Genomic DNA, 4,011 nt, shown 5'->3' on the forward strand with positions numbered 1-4,011 from the left:
GGCCGCCAGCGCCGCCTTGGCCAGCCCCGGCCCGATGCTGGCCGCCACTTCCGCACCGGTAGTCCCGCGCGCAACACTGCGCTGCGAGCCATCGGGGAGCGTGAGGGTTACAGAATCGGACATGGTGACCTTTGTTTGCAAGCGCTGCCGCCATCATGGAGCGGCGCTGCGTGCCTAATCAAAAATCCGCACTTTCGCCACCCGTTACTTGGCCCCAATAGTTGCGCAATGCCTGTGGACGTCGCCGGAGCGATCTGCCAGCCTTTGGCGATCAACGCAGGGGGCACCGCATGATATTCGAACGCAGGCAGTTTCTAGCGGGGGCCGCGATCGCGCTTTCACCGTTCAACAGCGCAGCCGCGCAAATCCTGCCGGGGCCGGGCTATGGCACGCCGTTGGGCACCAGCCCGTTCGCGCCCGACGTGTATCGTGCCCGCCGCGCGCAACTGATGGCGCAGCTGAAAACCGGTCTGGCGGTCATCCATGGCGCGACGGCAGCCGATGCGCCCGACAACACATTGCTGGCGCCGTTCACGCAGAACGGCGATTTTGCCTGGCTGACCGGCATCATGGACGAGCCCGGTGCCATCCTGGTGCTGGCCCCCGGCGAGGCGGCGGTGAAGGAGTTTCTGTTTCTGCCGTCACGCGATATCGAGATGGAGCGCGTGACGGTGGAGCGGCTGCCGCTGGGTTCGTTGATCGAGCAGCGCACCGGCATCCAGCGCGTGCAGCGCAGCACGCGACTGGGCGGGCTGGTGACGCAGCTGGCCACCCGCGCCAAGGACCTGCATTTCCTGGGGCCCGTGGTTTCCGCCACCGCGCCGGTGCCCGAAACGCTGGAGCTGTATGGCAGGATCGCGGCGCGGGTGCCGGGCACCAGCATCCGCGATCAATCCGGCCTGTTGACGGCGCTGCGCAGCGTGAAGGAACCGCGCGAGCTGGATCTGATGCAAAAGGCGATGACGGCCACCCGCGCCGGCCATCTGGCGGCGATGCGGGGCGTGAAGCCGGGCATGACCGAACGCCAGTTGCGGCGGCTGCTGGAGGAAGGCTTTGCCAATGCCGGCGGCACCGGCCTTTCCTACAACAGCATCGTGGCCGCCGGGCGCAACGCGGCATCGCTGCATTACATCACCGAAACCGGGCCGATCCGCGATGGCGATCTGGTGCTGATCGATGCGGCGGCGTCGGTGGGGCGCTATGCCTGCGATGTCACCCGCAGCTTCCCCGCCAATGGCCGCTTTGCGCCGGCCCAGCGCGCCGATTACGAACTGGTGCTGGCCGCACAGGCCGCCGCCGATTCAAGGCTGAAGGCCGGCGTCACCTTTGAGGAGCTGGACGAGGCCGCCAGGCAGGTGTTCCGCCGCACCGGGCGCATCGACGAATTTTATCACGGCCTTGGCCATTATGTCGGGCTGGATGTGCATGATCCGTTCGATCGTTCAAAACCCATCCCCGCCGGCGCGGTGATCACCATCGAACCCGGCCTGTATGCCCATTCTGCCAACCAGGGCATCCGCATCGAGGATCAATATCTGGTGACGGCGACCGGATCGGAACGCATGTCGGCCGGCATACCGCGCAGCGTCGCCGAGATCGAAGCGGCCATGCGCGGCAAGGCGGGTTGAGCCAGCCGCTGGCCAGCGCTGACGCGCAGGGCAGGGATGGCAGGGATGGCAGGGCCGGCGGCTGGTGAGCGGCGCCAGTGCCGCAATGGCTTGCAGCAATGGCTGGCTGTTGGCAGGGTGGTTCTGATGCCAACCCCGCCCGCCCCCCCTGTTAACCGGCGTTCCGCCAAGAACCGTCCGCTTTCCGGCGTGCTCACGGGCGATGGCCGGCGCGAAGCGGTGGTGGTGACGGCGCTGGAAAAGCGGCTGGTGATCAATGTGGAGGCTGATATCAGCGCCATTCCGCTGGCCCGCGTGCGCCGCGACGATGGGCTGAACCTGCGCCGCACCGACAACAAGGATTGGCAGATCAGATTCGATACAGTGCCGCCGCCGCAAAGCTGGGTGCATGATTTGCCGCTGCTGCCGCCAGCAAACCCGCTGCGACGACTGGCGGTGATCCTGCTGACTCTGATGGCGGTGATCGGCGCAGTGCTGTGGGCGACGCGTGACAGCAATGTGGCGATCACGCCGCAGCCGTTGCCTGATCTGGCCAAGGCGATTGGCTGGCCCGGAGTTGGAATGACGCCGCATTCCTGGCTGGCATGAGCAGTCTTCAGCATCTCGATTGGCACGGCGCGCGCCTGGCCTATCGCTTCGTGCCGGGCACCGGGCCGTTGCTGGTGTTCCTGCCCGGTTACATGAGCGACATGACCGGATCGAAGGCCGAGGCGCTGAGCGACCATGCCCGCGCCAGGGGTCAGGCAATGCTGCGCCTGGATTATTCCGGTTGCGGCGCCAGCGGCGGCGATTTCCTTGCTGGCAGCATCGGCCGCTGGACGGATGATGCCCTGGCGTTGATCGCGCATGTCTGGCCGCAGGGGCCGGTGCTGCTGATCGGCAGTTCGATGGGCGGCTGGATCGCACTGCTGGCGGGCCGCGCGCTTGAAGCAAGGCTGGCCGGGTTGGTGGGCATTGCCGCCGCGCCGGATTTCACCGTGTGGGGGCTGAAGGCCGGTGAAGCCGAACGGCGGCAGCTGGAGGCGCAGGGCTTTTTCACCCGCCCGTCGGATTATGGCGAACCCTATCGCTACAGCCGCGCCCTGATCGATGATGCACCGGATCATCTGCTACTCGATGGCCAGATTGCCATCAGCGCGCCGGTGCGGCTTCTGCACGGCCAGCAGGACGATGCGGTGCCGTGGCGGCTGTCGCTCGACATCGCGGCACGGCTGACGGGCGGCGATGTTCAGGTGCGGCTCATCAAGGATGGTGATCATCGGCTGTCGCGCGATGCTGATATTGCCGCGCTGATCGCCACTGCTCTGGAGTTGTCGTGAAGCCATTGGCTGTTCTTGCCCTGCTGGCGGCCGTTCCTGCGTTGGCCGCCCCGTCCGATCCCACCCGCTATGCCGCCTGCATCGAACTGGCGGCCAAGGATCCGGCGCGGGCGATGCAGATGGCCTATGCCTGGCGCATCGAAGGCGGCGGCGTGGCGCCGCGCCATTGCCTGGCTGTGGCCCAGATGCACGCCCGCCACCACGAGGCGGCGCTGAAAAGCTATGAAGCCGCCGGCCAGGCCAGCGAGGATGCCCGCGATGGCCAGGCGATTGCGCTGTGGCGGCAGGCGGCCGACGCGGCGCTGATCGCCGAGCAGCCGGCTGACGCGGTGCGCTTCCTGACCCGGGCGCTGAAATTGCAGGACGCGGGGCCGGGCGGCGCCGAACTCAGCCCGCGCGCCGAAGCCGATCTGCTCACCACCCGCGCCGAAGCGCAGGTGGTGGCCGGCAGGCCCGAATTGGCGATGGCCGATCTCACCCGTGCCACCGTGCTTTCGCCGGAATATTTCACGCCATGGCTGTTGAAGGCGACGCTGGCCCGGCGCGGCGGCGATCTGGTGGCGGCCGAAGCTGCATTGCTGAAAGCGGCGGCGCTGGCGCCGGATTCGGCTGATGTCGAACTGGAAGCCGGCAATATCGCATCGGCCAAGGGCGACACGGCGCTGGCCCGGCAGGCCTGGGAGGCGGCTGCGGCCGACGCGCCCGACACGCCGGCCGGGCAGGCGGCGGCGGCTGCGCTTGGCCGCATGAATGCCAAACTGCCCGAAAAGCCACTGGCGGATGGGGCAGCGCCTGCTACACCACGCTGATGGCTCGATCAGACTTTCGCTTTATCTGGAACGCCCGCGCCCGCTATGCCGAGGTGGACGCGCAGGCAGTGGTGTTCAACAGCCGCTATCTTGAATATTTCGACATCGGCATCACCGAATATTTTCGGCATGTTGGCCTGTATCCAGAGGCAAATCTGCGGGGCGCGCCCGAACTGCACGTGGTGAAGGCCGAGGTGGTTTATCACGCCCCCATCCTGCTCGACGAGGAAATCGCCATCTGCGTGCGCTGCGACA

The 4,011-nt window shown here is 67.1% G+C and carries 6 protein-coding genes; 5 read left to right on the forward strand and 1 reads right to left on the reverse strand.

Going from position 1 to position 4,011, the window contains the following annotated elements; all coding sequences use genetic code 11:
- The coding region (locus RMO81_RS03740) for a TGS domain-containing protein (protein WP_310474405.1) at positions 1–123 on the reverse strand (123 nt) is incomplete at its 3' end.
- A gap of 167 nt (positions 124–290) precedes the next feature.
- Between RMO81_RS03740 and RMO81_RS03745 the strand changes: the two genes are divergently transcribed.
- From RMO81_RS03745 to RMO81_RS03765, 5 genes are all read left to right on the forward strand, one after another.
- Complete coding sequence (locus RMO81_RS03745; protein ID WP_310474401.1) at positions 291–1,628, forward strand: Xaa-Pro peptidase family protein; 1,338 nt, start codon at positions 291–293, stop codon at positions 1,626–1,628.
- A gap of 126 nt (positions 1,629–1,754) precedes the next feature.
- The gene (locus tag RMO81_RS03750) at positions 1,755–2,216 is read left to right on the forward strand and encodes a hypothetical protein (protein ID WP_310474402.1); all 462 of its coding nucleotides are present in this window, start codon (positions 1,755–1,757) and stop codon (positions 2,214–2,216) included.
- Positions 2,213–2,947 carry an alpha/beta hydrolase gene (locus RMO81_RS03755; protein WP_310474403.1) on the forward strand — a complete coding sequence of 245 codons (735 nt, stop codon included), beginning with the start codon at positions 2,213–2,215 and terminating at the stop codon, positions 2,945–2,947. Before RMO81_RS03750 ends, RMO81_RS03755 begins: the two co-directional genes overlap by 4 nt.
- Positions 2,944–3,756 carry a hypothetical protein gene (locus RMO81_RS03760; RefSeq protein WP_310474404.1) on the forward strand — a complete coding sequence of 271 codons (813 nt, stop codon included), beginning with the start codon at positions 2,944–2,946 and terminating at the stop codon, positions 3,754–3,756. The genes RMO81_RS03755 and RMO81_RS03760 overlap by 4 nt, the downstream gene beginning before the upstream one ends.
- Positions 3,756–4,011: acyl-CoA thioesterase (locus RMO81_RS03765; RefSeq protein WP_409049576.1), on the forward strand; the 256-nt coding region annotated here is incomplete at its 3' end. The genes RMO81_RS03760 and RMO81_RS03765, both read left to right, overlap by 1 nt.

The sequence above is a fragment of the Sandarakinorhabdus sp. genome, assembly GCF_031422795.1.
Lineage (GTDB): Bacteria > Pseudomonadota > Alphaproteobacteria > Sphingomonadales > Sphingomonadaceae > Sandarakinorhabdus.